This window comes from Pseudoflavonifractor sp. BSD2780061688st1 E11 (assembly GCF_005844125.1).
GTDB classification, from domain to species: Bacteria; Bacillota; Clostridia; order Lachnospirales; family Lachnospiraceae; genus Sellimonas; species Sellimonas catena.
Genome location: NZ_SPHM01000029.1, coordinates 16,224 through 32,130, shown reverse-complemented (window position 1 = coordinate 32,130; position 15,907 = coordinate 16,224). Strand labels below are relative to the sequence as shown.

The window sequence follows — 15,907 nt, the reverse complement described above, 5'->3', positions numbered from 1 at the left end:
CTAAAACCAGGACTTTACGAGCTCTGTCAATATTAACTAAAATTTCCCTCGATTTCTTCTCTTGACGGCATCACGCGCAATGCACCTCTTCTTGTTGTGATCACCGAAGCTGCGCTGTTGGCAAACATCAGCATTTCTTTCAAATATTCGTCTGTAAGTTGTTCCAGCCCCTTTTCCAGAATCCCATTCAGTATACATCCACAGAATGTATCCCCGGCTCCGGTTGTCTCTATCGTGTCCTCCCGGAGAATCGGAGGTACCTCTATCATATTCCCCTTATAGTAAGCTCTGCTTCCTGCTTTTCCCATAGATACAAGTACAAGCGGAATCCGGTATCTGTTGTTCAGCCACTCCACACCTTCTGTGTAGTCCTTTTTCCCGGTCAGCCAGATAATTTCATTATCTGAGATCTTCAAAATATGGCAGTGTTTCAATCCCCATTGTATCTGCTCTCTTGCCTCATTCAGATCGTCCCAGAGGGGTGCCCGCAGGTTTGGATCGAAGGAGATCATGCATCCAGCTTGTTCTGCGATCTGTACTGCTTTTCTGGTAGCGTTCCTTACCTTTTCATGGGTCATGGAAAGACTTCCAAAATGAAATATTCTGAAATCCCGGATCAGTTCTTCCGGAATCTCCTCTTCTGTAAGCATCATGTCTGCGCCTGGATTCCGATAGAAGGAAAACTCCCTGTCCCCACCCGGAAAGGTATGCACAAGAGCAAGGGTCGTATGGATCTTTTCATCCATACGAAGATACTGAGCATCGATTCCCGCTTCTTCCAAAGCGGTCTTCAACCGTTCTCCAAAAACGTCTTTCCCGACTTTCCCGATAAAAGCTGTATTTCGTCCAAGCTTTGAAAGCATGGCAAGGACATTACAGGGTGCTCCTCCGGGATTTGCCTCGAACAAGGGATTGCCTTGACCGCTGACCCCGTTTTCTGTAAAATCAATCAGCAGTTCTCCCAGTGCTGTCACATCATATTTTTTCATAGTCCCTGCAGCAGAACCAAAGTCCGCCTTACTCCTCTCCCCGTGTTCTTTCATCATGTTCCTTCAGTGTATACAGATGTACTGTTTTTTCAATGTTTACCTTAATAAAATCGCCGATTCCATACACTGCATTACTGATCACATACTCTCCGTCATTGATATAAACTTCAATCAGATTCTTATCTGCCAGTACCTCAATCCGACATCCATCTGTCAGTTCCGGTGTCTCGGATAGCAGATGCGCTCCCTCAAAGGACGGATATACTGCCGTCCGGTCCGTTTGAATCCGGTTTCCTTTTCTTTTGATAAGGAAACCGCCGATATCTGCCTGCTCCCCGTCCTCCAGATCAAATACCGCCATGTATCCGTCTTCTGAAGCACAAGAAATATCTGTGATTTCTTTAGAATATGCCGCCCTCACATTCGGATGTATTCGGAAATAAATATGATTTCCCTTTCTCTCTACAATTCGCGGCAGGCAGAACATCCCAATCCAGCCTTCTTCCGCCGGTTTCGGCATCCGGATCCAGCCTTCCATCACTCTCCTGCCCTCCGAGTCACGTGTGGTCTGAGGGGCATACAAATCCATTCCATAGTCTGTAAACTGGTACTGATCCGGTATCTCCATCCGGCAGGTACTCTCCGTAAATTCCACCGGGAAGCATACTGACTGATTTTTCTCTTTTTCTCCGTTTTTCAGCAGTCCCATCGGGGAAACCATCAGTACGCCGCCCCCTTCTGTTTCAAAGAAATCCGGACATTCCCACATCCATCCATAATCCGGGCCTTTCCATGCTTTATTCACATAGGTCCATGTATGCAGATCCTCGCTCTCGTAAAAAAGCACTTCTCCATACTTTTCTTCCACCGTGCTTCCAATAATCAGATACCATCTGTCTTTTCCCCTCCAGATTTTGGGATCTCTCGTATGTGTCCGGTCGCCGATCTTTTTATCTGTAAGCGGAGGAATGATGACTGTTTTTCCCTCTTCATTGTCGAAGTGGAATCCGTCCTCGGAAGTAATCATAAGCTGGGCAGATTCGAACTGTTCATCCAGACACGTATGTGGATCTTCCGGATTCACAACCTCGTAGCGTACGCCGGTATAAACAAGATACAGTTTTCCGTCTTCCTCTATAGCACTTCCGGAAAAGCATCCGTTCCTGTCTTCGTGGGTAGATGGATAAAGTGCCACTCCCCGATGTTCCCATGTTACCAGATCCCTGCTCACTGCATGGCCCCAGTGCATGGTTCCCCAGCGTAGTTCATACGGGAAATACTGATAAAACAGGTGATAATATCCTTTGTAGTATATGAAGCCGTTCGGATCGTTGATCCAGTTATCCGGCGCTTTCAAGTGCAATCGCTGTCTTTTCATAGCTTCCTCCATGTCTATCTTATCTTTGTTTGACCGGGGATCACATTTCCGTATAGTTGATTCCCGTCTCCTTGTCAAAGAAATGCATCTTTGACGGCATGAACACGAAATCAATCCGGTCCCCGATCTGACTGATTTCATATTTCGATACTCTCGCCACTGCCTGTGTTCCGCCGAAGTTGAAGTACAGGTTGTTTTCATTCCCCATCACTTCCGTATCCGTGATGACCGCATACTGCCGGTTGTCACTGTGAAGATCCATATTCTGGGCATCCATCTTGATATCCTCACCGCGGATTCCAAGTACCATTTCACCCTGGTGTCCACCCAGTTTTTTTGCCATTCCCTCTGATAAAGTGATTGTATTTCCATCGGCGAATTTCACCGTATTTCCGGAAACAGTGACATCAAAGAAGTTCATCTGAGGGGAGCCGATGAATCCGGCGACAAACTGATTCTTCGGATGATCATAAAGTTCCATAGGCTTTCCAACCTGCTGGATAATTCCGTCCTTCATAATAACAATCCGGTCTGCCATGGTCATTGCTTCCACCTGGTCATGCGTAACATATATTGTGGTTGCCCCCAGTTCTCTGTGGAGCTTGCTGATCTCCGTCCTCATGCTGACGCGAAGTTTCGCGTCCAGATTTGAGAGCGGTTCATCCATGAGGAACACTTTCTGATTTTTTACAATCGCACGCCCGAGAGCAACTCTCTGCCGCTGTCCTCCGGACAGATTTTTCGGTTTACGATAGCGGTATTCTTCCAGTCCAAGGATATCAATCGCCCAGTCGACCTTTTTCTTAATCTGGTCCTCCGGCATCTTCATATTCTTCAATCCGTATCCGATGTTCTTCTCCACCGTCATATGCGGATACAGTGCGTAGTTCTGGAATACCATGGCAATACCTCTGTCTCTCGGCGCCACTTCATTCACTTTTTTCCCGTCAATATAGAGTTCTCCTCCGGTGATCTCCTCGAATCCGGCAATCATACGTAATGTTGTGGATTTTCCGCAGCCGGACGGACCTACAAAAGCAATGAACTCTTTTTCTTCAATATCAAGGTTGAAATTTTCTACTGTATTTTTATCTGATCCAGGATACATTTTGCAAATATTTTTAAATTCTATAAAACTCATCTTCTTATCCTTCCTTTGAACCTGTTGATGTTACGCCTTCCACGATCTGTTTTGAGAACAGAGAGTAGATAATAATAACCGGAATCGTAACAAGAGTGATAACTGCAAGTGTCTGTCCCATCGTTGTGTTTTCGTTCGATGTGATTGAGTTCAGGCCGATCTGAGCCGTCAGCAGATCACTGGATGTAAATACCAGTGATGGCCAGAGGTAATCATTCCATACATTCAGGAATGTGAATACGCTGACTGTTGCCACAACTGTCTTTGACATCGGCAGAACCATGGTGAAAAAGTATTTTACCGGTCCGCAGAAGTCAAGCTGTGCCGCCTCATACACATCGTCCGGCAGACTTACGAACACCTGACGGAACAGAAAGATATTAAAAGGATTCACAATCAGCGGAAGAATATATCCTACAATTGTATTCAGCAGCCCTGCCTTTGCAATAATCAGAAAGTGAATGGTGATGACTGTCTCTGTCGGCACAATCAGCAGCATAATGATAATCATAAGCCACTGGTCACGGAATGGAAACTTGATTTTTGCCAGCGCATATCCTGCAAGTCCATTTACCACAATACTTAAAAGAATGAGAATTGCCGCATAAAAGAGCGTATTCGCCATATATCTCAAAAAGCTCGTATCGGTGATAATGGAAACATAGTTTTCAAAGAAATTTCCGTCAGGTGCCGGAGGGATAAATGCCGCAACCGAATTCATGTCAGCGGTGATTGCCGCATCCGGCTTAAAGGAGTTCGCCAGCATCCATATGACAGGAAACAGAAAGAAGATTGACAGGATCAGCAGTACTGCTACCAGGATCCAGTTAATTCGCTTTTGCTTTTTTGTTAACATGCTTTCTCTCCTCCTTGTCCTTAGTCAATACATTTTGAATAATCGTCAGCACTACGACAAATACGGTAAATACAACTGCCATCGTAGACGCAAGACCCATTTCCCAGTTCACAGTACCTGTCTCGTAAATATCGTAGACGATCGTGTAGGTCGAATGATCCGGACCTCCTCCGGTCATAACCATCGGCTGAACCAGCATACGGAACGCGCCGATTGTAACCGTGATGAACACGAAGATACAAAGAGGTTTCAGTTCCGGAAGCGTAATATCTTTGAACTTCTGCCATGCACTTGCATGATCCATCTCCGCCGCCTCATAGAGTGCCGGATTAATATTCTGCAGACCGCCAAGGAAGATGATCATCTGATATCCTACACCCTGCCACACACTCATGATGGCAATAGACGGAAGCGCCTGGTCTGCACTGTGGATAAACGGCTGCGTGTCAATTCCGAAATTCGCAAGCAGTGTGTTCAGTATCCCTTCCGGGCTGTAAATCTGCATCCATAAAGTAGATACAACAGCCAGAGACATTACAACAGGTACAAAAAACGCAACTTTAAAATATTTCTTACAGTGCGCGGCTTTGTTGATCGCAAGAGCAAGCAGCAGCGCTCCGCCGCACTGAAGAGGTACGATGATAACTACAAATTTTACAGTATTCAAAAATGACTGTACAAACAATTCGTCTTTAAAAATATTAATATAGTTTTCCAGCCCTACAAAATGTGTCAGCTCAGGGTTCAGCGCAAAGTAGTCTGTGAAGCTGAATCCGAAAGTCAGAAGCATCGGCAGGAACAAAAACAACGTGAGCAGTACAAGTGCAGGTCCGAAAAACGCCATTCCCATAATTGAATTTTTCTTTTTCATTGTTTATTTCCTCGTATAACGTTCCAGTTTCGCATCAATTCGTTCCACCGCCTTGTCAAGTTCGGACGAGGCGTCTTTTCCGCCAAGTGCCACACTTTCAAGCACTTCCTGAAAAGAGGTGCTCACCTGCGGGTATACCGGCGTCTTTGGCCGCGGGTGGCCATAAGTACTCAGCTGTTCATATAGTGCGCTGTAGTTTTCGTCCGTCTGGAAAACATCGATGCTCTCGAATGCCCCGTAGGTGGACGGAAAGCTTTTCGCCATCTCCCAGATCCGGATCCCGCTGTCCACGCCGCTCATCCATTTGACAAGCTCGGTCGCTCCTTCAATCTCCTCCGTCTCCGATGATGCTGCAAATGCCCAGGAACCTGTCGGCGTATAAGTTCCGCCGTCCCAGTTGTCATTTATTTTTATCATGAAGAGAGGAAGGGATTACTACATGAAAACAAAGAAGGTCACTTTTGCCGATATTGCATCCTATACCGGCTTTTCCAAAACAACGATCTCCCGCTATTTCAATAATCCGGATTCCCTTACGTTAGAAAATCAGCAGAAGATCGCAGATGCTCTTGTAGCACTAGATTATAAAGAAAATAAGGTTGGAAGGATACTGGCAAGCGGAAAAACGGAATTCGTCGGCATTATCATACCAAATCTGTACCTGCATTATTATTCAGAGATGCTTAATCAGATCCTGGCTACATACGAAAAATACAAGTATAAATTTCTCGTATTTGCGGGCAATGACAAAGCAAACGTAGAGCGGGCATATATAAAAGAGCTCCTCGCTTACAATATTGAAGGGCTCATTACTCTAAGCGGAACGATTCCTTCACAGGAACTTGCTTCCTACAATATCCCTGTTGTTGGGATTGAGCGGGAAGACCAGTATATCTCCAGTGTGAATACAGATAATTATATGGGAGGTGTACAGGCCGCAAGTCTGCTCAGAAAGAGTGACTGCGATATCCTGATCCATGTAAACAGTGATCTTCCGGACACGATCCCTGCTTCTGGCCGAATCAGAGGTTTTGTTGATACATGTAAAGAAAACTCCCTGCCTTATGAACTCATTCTTACGCATCTTGGCAATACATTTGAAGAAAACAAAGAACGGATTTCCGGCCTTGTGGATCAGCTTGAAAGTAAATATCCCGGCAGGAAGAAAGGGGTATTTATGCCTAATGATACCCACGCAAATGTGCTCCTGAATATTCTCTTTCAAAAATACGGGAAACTTCCGGAAACATATCAGATCATCGGCTTTGACGATTCTCCGATTTCCAGAGAGGCCGTCATTCCTATGAGTACAGTCGGCCAGCAGATCTCTGTCATCGCCAATGAAGCAATGAACATTTTGTCCGCACAGATGGCAGAACGTAAGAAAAGACGGCCGGAACCGTTAAAAGAACCGGTGCATAAGATCATTCCGCCGATATTGATCAGGCGCGAAACAACAGTATAACACTACTCACCTGACACTTTTTCCGAAACCGGATACCGGAGATGCTTGCCGTATCCGGTTTTTTCTTTCTTCTTTCCCTCATTTTCTCTCATTTACTCCTGTTTCTATTGACACATCCGGTATTTTGTATTACCATATACTCAAGCTATTTGGTATTACAAAATAGGATGTGATAATTATGATCTCGACGCAGATGTTGAAAGGAACACTGGAGGGCTGTATCCTTGGCATCATCCGAAAAAGAGAAACATATGGATATGAAATCTCAGAGGCACTTGGACAGTACGGCTTCGGAAAGATTACGGAAGGAACCATCTATCCGATTCTCCTGCGGCTGGAGAAAAATGGAATGATCCGTGCCACTTACCGTCAGTCCGACGTAGGTCCGAAGCGCAAGTACTATTCACTGACGGAAGACGGGGAGGCGGAGTTTCAGTCTTTTCTGACAAGCTACCGGGAATTATCCTCTGCCGTCGCCGCCCTGCTTGCCGATGTGAAGGGAGGGAATGATCATGAATAAAAGAAAAGCGTTACAACAACAAAATAATCATTATGAAAAGCAGCTTCCGGAAGAGACAAGACAGATCCTGACCGATATTGTCGTCTATCTGAAATCCTTTCCGATCAGCGAATATCAGGTAGAACTTGTTCGTCTGGACATTACCCGGATGCTGCTGGAGGGAGCTGCAAGAGGGGCTTCTGCTTCCGAAGTTCTCGGAGAGGACTACAAAGAATTCTGCAAAGGCATTGTAGCAGAACTTCCGCCTCGCACGCCTTTACAGACGATCGCATATCATGCCGACATTCTGTTTCTTGGTCTTGCGATTCTGATGCCGCTCTGGATGGTCACCGGACTTCTTGACAGCGTACAAAACGGCGGCAGCATGATCCACGTTCCGGTCTCCTCGGGAACGATTTCCGCAACCTTGATCATCCTCGTCGTCTCTTACGCGATTGTACAGTATATTTGCAAGACTTCTCTTGAAGATGAATCCGAACAGGCTCGCCGGAAAAGCCGTTTCCGTTTCATCCTGATCCTGTTCTTTGCCGTCCTGGTCTGCATGGCACCGGCAATTCTGTTTCGGAATACCATCCTTAACGTGCACATCGCCGTCTACATTGCAGGATTTGTGATCTGCTTTGGCGTACACAAACTGCTGGCTGCGTATACGGACTAGTTTGCTTCCCGGCCCGCCCGGCGTTATAATAAACGTAATCAAATTGTTCAGAAATTGTCTTTAGAGGAAAGGAGCATTTAGTATGAATTGTTCAGACGTAATCCGTGAAAGAAGAAGTATCCGCAAATATAAAGAACAGGTTACAATCCCGCAGGAGGATTTTGAGAAGATGCTGGAAGCTGCCATGATGGCGCCAAGCGCATGCAACACAAGGCCGTGGGAATTTTTCGTCATTACCAACCGTGATACAATGGCCAGACTTCAGGAAGCTCATCCATACACCAGTATGCTTACCACCGCCTCCGCTGCCATCGTTGTCTGTGGACAGCCGGATCTCCAGGAAGGTAAATGTGGACCTTACTGGCCGCAGGACTGCGGCGCAGCCATTGAAAATCTTCTCCTTCAGGCAAAAGATCTCGGATACGGCACCTGCTGGTGCGGCTGCTATCCAACCATGGACCGGGTGGAAAAAATCCAGGAAATCTTGAATACTACAAGCATACCTGTTGCAATCGTGGCAGTCGGCGTTGCAGATGAAACACCTGCGGCAAGAGGGGGATTCGATCCGGACCGCGTGACGTATATCCGGTAAAAACTTTACTCTAAAAGGAGGGGAGGGACAGAAAGCTTCTCTTTTGGAAGCCTTCTGTTCCTCCCCTCCTTTTTAGGGAAATACAAAGTGGCTTTTATATTGTCTATTCAAAAAATATTTGTTCAAAGGCAAAATAGTCACATTCCATTCTTTCCCTCTGCTTCCGTCTTGCCTAAGATATAGAGAAATGCAATGGCCGGTACACGCAAAATCGGTACCATTGTTTCGTGCCTGGTAATACCAAAATCGTCCAGGCGTTTTGTGATTAAAAAGGCGTTTGTTACTTTGGATTTTTCGTCCTTACACAACTCTACAATGGCATCTGTCTCCGCAATGTGGGATTGATTACGATATTTTACTTCACAGAGAATCTTCTGGCGAGGAAGTTCCACTACCACATCAACCTCTTTCTTATTATCCTTTGCCTTTCTGAAATATCCCAGTTGTGCCGGACTGCCCTGATAGAAGGAAACCATATGCTTGTAAACAGTTGTTTCCACCATTGCACCAAGTTCCTTTTCATCCGAAAGTACATCGTCAATCATCAGCACAGCATTACGGATAGCCGCATCAGCGACAAATATTTTCGGTTTCCCTTTTAGCGAACCTTTGCTTCCCACATTCATCGGCTTTGCCAGATAAATGAGATTGGACATTTCCAATGCCTTGATATAACTATCAATTGTTGTGATCGAGATATTCTCCAATTCCTTGGCTGCGGTAGTTGCATTAAAAATCTCCGTAGAATTCATACACAGGTAGAGAAACAGCTTTTCCATCAGTAAAGGACTTCGTATATTAAATAGCGACAGTACATCGCGCTTAATAACTTTATCAACCACATCTTCTCGCAGCATCCTTTGGGCATAGGCATCATCGTCCGATAATACCAGCTCCGGAAAGCCTCCAATCATAAGATAACGGTTAAAATGATTTTGCAGCGGAATAAATTTATTCATCAAATCACCAAGTTGTGCCAAACCATAGCCTGGAAGCTCTGATAGACGTAAATCCTCCGGCAGAAGAGGCAAGTCCAGATCAAGTAACCTGCAATACTCATAAAATGACATGGTCGGTATTTTGAGAACACTCCATCGACCTGTACCGCTGTCTGCAGAACCCTTTTCTAAAATAGGACTGGCAGATCCTGTGGCAATCAGGCGAATATCCTTTCTGCTATCATAAATCACCTTCATCCAAAGTTCCCAATTTTCAGTATACTGCACTTCGTCAAAGAAAATATACCTTATGCCTTCGATAGGATACATAGATTCATAAATGGACAGCACATTTTCCACATTGACAAGTTTCAGAATCGGATTATCAAAAGTAGCGTACAAAATGTTTTTAGGATTGACTCCCTCATCAATCAGATGCTCAATAATCTGATATAAAATTGTCGTCTTACCTACACGCCTCATACCAGACAAAACGGCAAACCTCCGGATGCTCTTATGTGTGAGCGTTTTCAGAGCTTCATAATATGCCAGCCTCTTTTGAGGCTTACTTTCTTCCTTTATAGCAGAAGGTGTACGCCACCACGGATTATACTGTTGCAATACTTTTATAACCTGTTCATCACTTACAATTGCCATAATACACCTCCATAATATTATTATTCCGTTGGAATTCAACTACTATACAATTCATTTTTCTTTTCCGTTTACAAAGTATATTATAGCAATAGTTTTAGCAAATTGCAAATCATACTATGGAAATAGTCCACGATTTTACTTTAATTTTTTCAACACCTCCCCAATATCCCCATCCACGCAGACCGACCGCTCCGCAATCGGTTCCGGTGCCGCAGCCTCCCCGTAGTTTACACAGGCATATACTGCTTTCGGGTTTTGATTTGTTTTCTGCCAGAATGGGTACTTGATGATTCCCGGAGTGTTAAATCCGACTCCAAGCTCCAGAAACAGGATCTTTCCATTCTGGTGTCTGCGCAGGAAATCCGCATACCGTTCTGCTGCCCGGTGCCATCCTTCATCTTCCACAAAGGTATCGTCTGCGCGCAGATTCATTGCCATCGGTTTCCCGCATTTCGGACAGTAAGGGACAAGTTCCGACGGGATCTGCCGTTTTGGCACTGTTCCATCCGTCAGAATCAGTTCTCCATTCTCTGCAATCTCAAATCCCTGTGCCTGTACCATTTGCCGAACCACTTCTTCATTTTCATAATTTTTCGGATGGCACGGCTTACTGCACTGGAACAGCCCATAATCCCCCTGGGTGTAGAAAAGGCGGTGTTTCTCAAATCCTGCCTTCTGAAAACAGTGATCTACGTTGGTAGTCAGGACAAAATAGTCTTTGTCTTTCACCAGATCGAGCAGTTCGTCATAGACCGGTTTCGGTGCATCCATATAGCGGTTGATCCAGATATAGCGGCTCCAGTATGCCCAGTGTTCCTCCAGCGTATCATATGGGTAAAATCCGCCGGAATACATATCATGAAATCCATAGCGTTTCTCAAAATCAGAAAAATAGTTCCGGAAACGTTCTCCGGTGTAGACAAATCCCGCAGAAGTGGAGAGGCCGGAGCCCGCGCCGATAAGCACACTCTCCGCCTCATTCAACGCTTTTTTCAGTTTCTCTATATTCATTTCCCCGGACTCTCCCGGTTTTTTCGACCACAATCTTGATAACATCTTTCTCACCTCATACTCGTTCTATTGCCGATACCGGACAGTGCTCAGAGCAGTTTCCACAATGCAGACAGTGTTCCGGACTGATGTGATACGGTGTTCCTGCATCTCCCGGTGTAATACATCCCTGCGGGCAGACCGAAGCGCAGATGCCGCACCCGATGCACGAATCTGTAATCCGGTATCCCTTTTCTTTCTCCCTGCCATTTCCAATGACATAGGTTTCCCGGAAAATCGGATGTACACCCAGATGGAAATATTCGATCTGAGCGTCCCGGATTTCAAACACGATTCCAATTTCTCTTGTATTTCCCGGGTAGACGTTTTCCAGATACGGCTGCTCCCGGAAAATCGTATCGATCCACTTTTGCTGTTCCTCCTGAGAAACCGGCTTTGCCTGTGCCGACAGCCGGATCATTTCTTTATATCGTGTATAGCCCAGGATCTGCACCCTTCCGTCTTCCAGAAGCTCCCTGCAAAAATCTTTCCCTCTGGCGGTAAAGAAATACAGAGCATCCGGCTCATAATGGACGGCGCTGATATTTCTCACCTGCGGATTCCCCTGTGCGTCCACGGTAGCAAATGCCAGCACACCGACATATTCCAGTTTCTTTAAGCACGTCTTTGCATCCATATCTCTTCTCCTTTTCTTTCTGATATTGTCACCACAATTTTTCCATTGACTTTCCCTTGTTCCATTGCCATGCACGCCTCCCGGATTTCAGAAAACGGATAGATGTTTCCAATGCAGGGACGGATCCGGTGAATATCAAAGAAGTCCAGGATTTCCTGCATGACTGTCTGATCCGGCTGGTTACTGTAAAAGCCTGTCAGATATACTCCGTTTGGAATTCCCTTGATCGGATCAAATCCATTCCATACGCCGGTTCCGCCCAGAATCCCGGTATCACAGACAATGCCGCCTTTTTGTACACAGCGCAGTGTATCCGAAAGAGTTTTCGGCCCGACCAGTTCCAGTGCTTTGGAGGCTTTTGGGATCGCATCGGAAAGTTTCCCGATATCCAGCACGGCAAGATCTGCATCCTGCAGCAGTTTTAATTTTTCTTTCTTATGTGTCGTTGCAATTACCTGACAACCGAGGGCTTTTGCGATCTGAATGGCCGCATAGCCAAGGGCACAGGTGGCACCGCGTACCAAAAGCGTATCTTCCGGCTTCAGATTCAGCCCCTCAAAAAGGGAACCCCAGGCGGTAAAATACGTCTCCGGTACTGCCGCCAGTTCCTCCCACGGAAGATCCGAAGAAACTGCAAAGACATGATGCGAAGGCAGCAGGACATATTCCGCATAACTGCCGTCAAAACTTCTCCCCATGCCTCCCATCAGCGCCGCAACTTTCTGCCCGGTTTGGAACCGGCTGTCCGAAGGATCGACAATTTCTCCGACGCACTCGATCCCCGGAATCACCGGCTTTTTGATGTAATCCGCACGAATTTCGCTCTGTCTTAAAATCTGCTCCGAATGATTCATCCCGAACGCATGAATCTTCACAAGCACCCAGCCTGGCCGGACTTCCGCACCGGAACCTCTGTCAGACAGACCGCTTCCGCCCTGGTCGGCTCACTTAAAACAACTGCTTTCATCCTTTCCGGTATCATGCTGATACCTCCTTCCAACACTGCGGATCCGCGGCATAGAAATTTCCATCCTGTCCGCTTGCGACAGCCGGGCATCCGCGGCACCATGCCAGAAGCTCACACTTTGCACATTTTTCAAATTTCGTATAGTCCCGGTACTGCTCCATCTGACAGATCCAGACGTCTGCAATCCGGTCCGTAAAAACATTTCCGACTTTGCTGTTCTGGACTCTGCGGCACGCATAAATATCTCCGGTCGGAAGAATCGTCAGGTGGCAGTTTCCACAGTTGCATCCGCCGTAAATCATGCCTTCTTCTGCTGCCTTCGGAATCTGAAATTCTCCTGTTTCATATTCATACAGTGTCCAGAGGTGGTCCTTCTTGTTAAAATACGTCTGGCATCCCGCTGCCTCGTACTCTTTGAATTTCCGGTCGCAGTCTTCCAGAAGTTTCCGATAGCGCATCGGCTCAATTCCCACATCTTTCTCCTCGCTGGTCGGGCAGTATCTTGCAAACGCAAAGACATCTGCTCCATGTACTGCAACCGTATCGATAATGTCCGGGATTTCGTCGATATTCGTGCCGGACACCGTTGTCATAATGACCGCGCGTATCCCTGCCTTTTTGATACAGTTAATCTTTTCCAGTGTAATATCAAAGCTTCCCGGTTTACGGAACCAGTCGTGCGTTTCTCTCATTCCGTCCAGGGAAAGCTGATATTTCTCACAGCCATATTCCTTCATCTTCCGGCAGTTCTCATCATTTAAATGAAACGGATTTCCCAGAATGGTAAATGGAATCCCGTTCTCCTTCATCAGGCCCAACAGTTTCCAGAAATCCGGATGAAGAATCGGGTCTCCTCCGGTAATATAAAAATATGGCAGGCGGTGATACACCTTACAGAAATCCAGACAGTTATAAAAAGTTTCCTTCATCTGCTTCCATGTCATCTGGTCCAGTTTTTTGCAGTTATCCTCTGAAAAAATATAGCAGTGCTTACATCTCTGATCGCACTCATCTGTGATATGCCACTGAAAAGAAAAATACTGTTTCATTTCCTTGCTCCTTCCTCTTCCTATCATCCCGCTGTGATCTTTCTATGTCAATCGGCCTCTTGCCGAATTTCTTCTTCATTGGCTCCCCGGAGGCCCAGGCCTTCCGGGAAGTCCGCGTCCGTTTTCTTCTTCCAGCTTCCTATTTGTCAGCTGCTCCACATGCGGAACCACATGCAGACGGTGTCTCTTCCGGCTTGTCAGCTGCTCCACACGCAGAACCGCATGCAGATGGTGTCTCTTCCGGTTTGTCAGCTGCTCCGCACGCTGTGCCGCATGCTGCCGGTGTTTCCTCCGGTTTTCCTGCTGCCCCGCACGCCGTACCGCATGCAGATGCCGGCGCCTCTTCCATTTTTTTGCTCCATCCAAACAGATTCAAAAGTGACATATTCTGTTCCTCCTTTTTTTGTCGTTAAACGTCTTCCTGTTTGCAGTTTTATTGTACTGCCGGGAACTTCCTGAAAAAAGTACGCACTAATCTATTACTTAGTTACCTTTTTATAACCCCTGGATTCAACTGGCATGTTACATTCAAATCTGATATAATATTTCCAGCAAAACTATTGAGATGAGGTGACGCCAGATGATGACAAAAGAAGAAATGCCGGCCTGTCCTGTGGCAACGACAGTACAGCTGATCGGAAGCAAATGGAAGCTGTTGATTCTGAGAAATCTTCGGATGCGGCCGTGGCGTTTTAATGAACTGAGAAGAGACCTGGAAGGGGTCAGCCAGAAAGTGCTGACAGACAGTCTCCGGGCGATGGAGGATGACGGGATCATCACAAGAACAGTTTATCCGGAAGTGCCGCCGCGGGTGGAATATGCCCTTTCCCCTCTTGGTAAATCCATGGAGCCGATTCTTGATGCCATGGAACAGTGGGGCAGTGCATATCAGAAAATGATGAACGAATGATACGGGAGGTACATACATGATCAGAAGTTTTTTACCTGTTGGGCAGGGTGCCTTTTATACAGAACAGTTTGACTGCGGAGTCAATGTTGTCTATGACTGCGGTTCATCCACAAGCAGGTCCGCTATCGAAAAGCAGATTGCCTGCACGTTTGAGTCCAGGGAGAAGATTCAGGCAGTTTTTATTTCCCATTTACACGAAGATCACATCAACGGACTTCCATTTCTGTTATCCCATTGCTGTGTGGAACGTCTGTACCTTCCGTTCCTGACGGAGGAAGAAATCCTTCTGACCAGGCTCATTGCCCGGCTGGAAAATACAGAATCGGAATTTTTATCCAAACTTATCGTGGATCCTTATGGGGCAGTGCAGGATTACACCCTTCCTGTCGATACGCAGACTCCGGAAATCTTTTATGTGATGCCGCAGGATTCCAGCCGCAGACCGGGCGGCAATGTCGGTGCTGTTCCTTCCGGCAAGGCAGTGGATCTGACTGTGTCCGATACAGACTCCGACTGGGGTTATGTGCCTTACAATTTCCAGAATACCCGAAGAAGCAAGGCATTTTTCCGGGGCTTGAAGAAAAATGGATATGATAAAAAGACATTGCAGGCCTACCTTGAGACATCCGATATCTTCTCCTATGACTGGGATGATATTAAACGGATTTACCAGAAATACGCACCGGGAAGTCTCAATTCCAACTCCCTTGTCGTATACTCCGGGCCGCTTACGCCGGATCACCGCCAGATCCGCCCGTACCGCTTTTTCATGCCGGATCTGACAGAACCACAGTCCGGTCGCAGGACCGGCTATCCGGACGGCTGCCTGTATCTGGGCGACTACGACGCCGGAACAAAAGAAAACTGGGACGCACTCACCGGAGAACTCTCTGCCTACATGCCGTCTGTCGGCACCGTACAGGTTCCACATCACGGTTCCATGCACAATTATAACGAAGAACTTTCCTGCGGGCAGTTTGTCCTGATCATCAGCGCAGGATACCAGAATAAATACAAACACCCGCACACAAAAGTTTTAAAAGATATGCTGATGAAAAAAGTCATACATTTCTGGGTAACCGAACAGGCTGGAAGCATGGTACAGTTCCAGATTGAAGAAAAATAGAGGGATTTTAACCATTTTGGGGACGTGTTCCGATGCACCGGAACACGTCCCCAAAACGCAAAAAACGCCCGAAACCCGCATAAAATAAGGGAAAACTCAAATT

At 46.4% G+C, this 15,907-nt stretch carries 18 protein-coding genes; 6 read left to right on the top strand and 12 right to left on the bottom strand.

All coding sequences use genetic code 11. The annotated features are described in order from the left end of the window. Nucleotides 1-32: 32 nt before the first annotated feature. Genes FGQ85_RS12800 through FGQ85_RS12775 form a run of 6 tightly spaced genes read right to left on the bottom strand, consistent with a single transcriptional unit; the run spans nucleotide 33 to nucleotide 5,652 of the window. Nucleotides 33-989, bottom strand: a complete 957-nt coding sequence (locus tag FGQ85_RS12800; RefSeq protein ID WP_138373622.1) for a carbohydrate kinase — start codon at nucleotides 987-989, stop codon at nucleotides 33-35. 28 nt (nucleotides 990-1,017) lie between these two features. Then, complete coding sequence (locus tag FGQ85_RS12795) at nucleotides 1,018-2,367, bottom strand: glycoside hydrolase family 32 protein (protein ID WP_138373621.1); 1,350 nt, start codon at nucleotides 2,365-2,367, stop codon at nucleotides 1,018-1,020. 40 nt (nucleotides 2,368-2,407) lie between these two features. Further along, nucleotides 2,408-3,508: a sn-glycerol-3-phosphate ABC transporter ATP-binding protein UgpC gene (gene ugpC, locus FGQ85_RS12790; RefSeq protein ID WP_138373620.1), complete on the bottom strand. Its 1,101-nt coding sequence runs from the start codon at nucleotides 3,506-3,508 to the stop codon at nucleotides 2,408-2,410. A gap of 4 nt (nucleotides 3,509-3,512) precedes the next feature. After that, nucleotides 3,513-4,364, bottom strand: coding sequence for a carbohydrate ABC transporter permease (locus FGQ85_RS12785; RefSeq protein WP_087169002.1), 852 nt, complete (start codon nucleotides 4,362-4,364; stop codon nucleotides 3,513-3,515). After that, nucleotides 4,336-5,235: a sugar ABC transporter permease gene (locus FGQ85_RS12780; protein ID WP_087169001.1), complete on the bottom strand. Its 900-nt coding sequence runs from the start codon at nucleotides 5,233-5,235 to the stop codon at nucleotides 4,336-4,338. The genes FGQ85_RS12785 and FGQ85_RS12780 overlap by 29 nt, the downstream gene beginning before the upstream one ends. Before the next feature lie 3 nt (nucleotides 5,236-5,238). Continuing rightward, nucleotides 5,239-5,652, bottom strand: coding sequence for a hypothetical protein (locus FGQ85_RS12775; protein WP_243128557.1), 414 nt, complete (start codon nucleotides 5,650-5,652; stop codon nucleotides 5,239-5,241). Between the two features lie 22 nt (nucleotides 5,653-5,674). Between FGQ85_RS12775 and FGQ85_RS12770 the strand changes: the two genes are divergently transcribed. The 4 genes from FGQ85_RS12770 (at nucleotide 5,675) to FGQ85_RS12755 (ending at nucleotide 8,470) form a co-directional block, all read left to right on the top strand. After that, nucleotides 5,675-6,700 (top strand): substrate-binding domain-containing protein, encoded by a 1,026-nt coding sequence (locus FGQ85_RS12770; RefSeq protein ID WP_138373619.1) that lies wholly within the window; start codon nucleotides 5,675-5,677, stop codon nucleotides 6,698-6,700. Between the two features lie 178 nt (nucleotides 6,701-6,878). Further along, nucleotides 6,879-7,220, top strand: a complete 342-nt coding sequence (locus tag FGQ85_RS12765; RefSeq protein ID WP_138373618.1) for a PadR family transcriptional regulator — start codon at nucleotides 6,879-6,881, stop codon at nucleotides 7,218-7,220. After that, nucleotides 7,213-7,878, top strand: coding sequence for a hypothetical protein (locus FGQ85_RS12760; RefSeq protein ID WP_138373617.1), 666 nt, complete (start codon nucleotides 7,213-7,215; stop codon nucleotides 7,876-7,878). Before FGQ85_RS12765 ends, FGQ85_RS12760 begins: the two co-directional genes overlap by 8 nt. Before the next feature lie 82 nt (nucleotides 7,879-7,960). Beyond that, nucleotides 7,961-8,470 carry a nitroreductase family protein gene (locus FGQ85_RS12755; RefSeq protein ID WP_138373616.1) on the top strand — a complete coding sequence of 170 codons (510 nt, stop codon included), beginning with the start codon at nucleotides 7,961-7,963 and terminating at the stop codon, nucleotides 8,468-8,470. 137 nt (nucleotides 8,471-8,607) lie between these two features. Here FGQ85_RS12755 and FGQ85_RS12750 read toward each other — a convergent pair whose 3' ends face one another. From FGQ85_RS12750 to acgA, 6 genes are all read right to left on the bottom strand, one after another. Then, complete coding sequence (locus tag FGQ85_RS12750) at nucleotides 8,608-10,065, bottom strand: ATP-binding protein (RefSeq protein WP_138373615.1); 1,458 nt, start codon at nucleotides 10,063-10,065, stop codon at nucleotides 8,608-8,610. Between the two features lie 135 nt (nucleotides 10,066-10,200). After that, on the bottom strand, nucleotides 10,201-11,121 hold the full coding sequence (locus FGQ85_RS12745; RefSeq protein ID WP_171027963.1) for a Sir2 silent information regulator family NAD-dependent deacetylase: 921 nt from the start codon (nucleotides 11,119-11,121) through the stop codon (nucleotides 10,201-10,203). A gap of 10 nt (nucleotides 11,122-11,131) precedes the next feature. After that, nucleotides 11,132-11,752 carry a 4Fe-4S binding protein gene (locus tag FGQ85_RS12740; protein ID WP_087168995.1) on the bottom strand — a complete coding sequence of 207 codons (621 nt, stop codon included), beginning with the start codon at nucleotides 11,750-11,752 and terminating at the stop codon, nucleotides 11,132-11,134. Beyond that, nucleotides 11,731-12,627: a zinc-binding dehydrogenase gene (locus FGQ85_RS12735; protein ID WP_243128556.1), complete on the bottom strand. Its 897-nt coding sequence runs from the start codon at nucleotides 12,625-12,627 to the stop codon at nucleotides 11,731-11,733. Before FGQ85_RS12735 ends, FGQ85_RS12740 begins: the two co-directional genes overlap by 22 nt. A gap of 103 nt (nucleotides 12,628-12,730) precedes the next feature. Next, a complete protein-coding gene (gene acgM, locus FGQ85_RS12730) occupies nucleotides 12,731-13,768 on the bottom strand; it encodes a radical SAM/SPASM domain protein, ACGX system (protein ID WP_087168994.1) in 1,038 nt (345 codons plus the stop codon). Nucleotides 13,769-13,907: 139 nt separating this feature from the next. Continuing rightward, nucleotides 13,908-14,153 (bottom strand): ACGX-repeat peptide, encoded by a 246-nt coding sequence (gene acgA / locus FGQ85_RS12725; protein WP_087168993.1) that lies wholly within the window; start codon nucleotides 14,151-14,153, stop codon nucleotides 13,908-13,910. Nucleotides 14,154-14,348: 195 nt separating this feature from the next. On the opposite strand from acgA, the gene FGQ85_RS12720 reads away from it, so the two are divergent. Together FGQ85_RS12720 and FGQ85_RS12715 are read left to right on the top strand one after the other, a co-directional pair. Further along, nucleotides 14,349-14,678: a helix-turn-helix domain-containing protein gene (locus FGQ85_RS12720; protein WP_138373614.1), complete on the top strand. Its 330-nt coding sequence runs from the start codon at nucleotides 14,349-14,351 to the stop codon at nucleotides 14,676-14,678. Between the two features lie 16 nt (nucleotides 14,679-14,694). Continuing rightward, nucleotides 14,695-15,804 (top strand): MBL fold metallo-hydrolase, encoded by a 1,110-nt coding sequence (locus tag FGQ85_RS12715; RefSeq protein WP_138373613.1) that lies wholly within the window; start codon nucleotides 14,695-14,697, stop codon nucleotides 15,802-15,804. The last annotated feature ends 103 nt before the right edge of the window (nucleotides 15,805-15,907 follow it).